Origin of the sequence: Streptomyces sp. NRRL WC-3605 (genome assembly GCF_001509795.1) — a bacterium.
In the GTDB taxonomy this organism is placed as follows: Bacteria; Actinomycetota; Actinomycetes; order Streptomycetales; family Streptomycetaceae; genus Streptomyces; species Streptomyces viridochromogenes.
This window is the reverse complement of record NZ_LLZN01000122.1, coordinates 1-1404: the sequence shown is the minus strand read 5'-3', so window position 1 is coordinate 1404 and position 1404 is coordinate 1. Positions and strand designations below refer to the sequence as shown.

General features: G+C 71.7%; 1 protein-coding gene. It reads right to left on the bottom strand.

The features are described 5' to 3' along the window. On the bottom strand, positions 1-1402 hold a 1402-nt coding region (locus tag ADL34_RS33565; RefSeq protein WP_062674824.1), incomplete at its 3' end, for an acetyl-CoA carboxylase biotin carboxylase subunit. Between the last annotated feature and the right edge of the window lie 2 nt (positions 1403-1404).

The window sequence follows — 1404 nt, the reverse complement described above, 5'->3', positions numbered from 1 at the left end:
CCTCGTCGGTGCCGGTGTCGGTGGGGGCGGTGAAGGGCTTGATGTCGTTGACGAACTCGGTCTCGATCCACCGGGTGTGGACCGTGAACGGGTCCGCCGAACCGGTCAGCTCGGGCGCGAACGCGGGGTCCTTCACGACGGCCCGGTGGAACGGGATCGCCGTGGCCATGCCCTCGACCTGGAACTCCTCCAGCGCGCGGGCGGCCCGCTGCAGCGCCTGCTCACGGGTGGCACCGGTGACGATCAGCTTCGCCAGCAGCGAGTCCCACGCCGGGCCGATCACACTGCCGGACTCCACGCCCGCGTCCAAGCGCACACCCGGACCCGACGGCGGGGCGAACGTGGTCACGGTGCCCGGCGCGGGCAGGAAACCGCGGCCCGGGTCCTCGCCGTTGATACGGAACTCGAAGGAGTGCCCGCGCAGCACCGGGTCGCCGTAGCCGAGTTCCTCACCGTCGGCGATGCGGAACATCTCCCGTACCAGGTCGATCCCGGCGACTTCCTCGGTGACCGGGTGCTCGACCTGCAGACGCGTGTTGACCTCCAGGAAGGAGATCGTGCCGTCCACACCGACCAGGAACTCCACCGTGCCCGCACCGACGTAGCCGGCCTCCTTCAGGATGGCCTTCGACGCCGCGTACAGCTCCTCCACCTGGGCGTCGGAGAGGAACGGGGCGGGGGCCTCCTCCACCAGCTTCTGGTGGCGGCGCTGCAGCGAGCAGTCACGCGTGGAGACGACCACGACGTTGCCGTGGGTGTCGGCCAGGCACTGGGTCTCGACGTGGCGGGGCTTGTCGAGGTAGCGCTCGACGAAGCACTCCCCGCGCCCGAACGCGGCGACGGCCTCACGCACGGCCGAGTCGTACAGCTCGGGGACCTCTTCGAGGGTGCGGGCGACCTTCAGGCCGCGGCCGCCGCCACCGAAGGCGGCCTTGATCGCGATGGGCAGGCCGTGCTCCTTCGCGAAGGCCACGACCTCCTCGGCACCGGACACCGGGTCGGGGGTGCCCGCGACCAGGGGGGCGCCGGCCCGCTGGGCGATGTGCCGGGCGGCGACCTTGTCACCGAGGTCACGGATGGCCTGCGGAGGCGGGCCGATCCAGATCAGCCCGGCGTCCAGGACCGCCTGGGCGAACTCGGCGTTCTCCGACAGGAACCCGTACCCGGGGTGGACCGCGTCCGCCCCCGCCTCACGGGCGGCGGTCAGGACCTTGTCGATGTCCAGGTAGCTGGTGGCCGGGGTGTCACCGCCCAGGGCGAACGCCTCATCCGCGGCGCGGACATGCAACGCGTCACGGTCCGGATCCGCGTAGACGGCCACGCTCGCGATCCCGGCGTCCCGGCAGGCCCGGGCCACGCGGACAGCGATTTCGCCACGGTTGGCGATGAGCACCTTGCGCACGA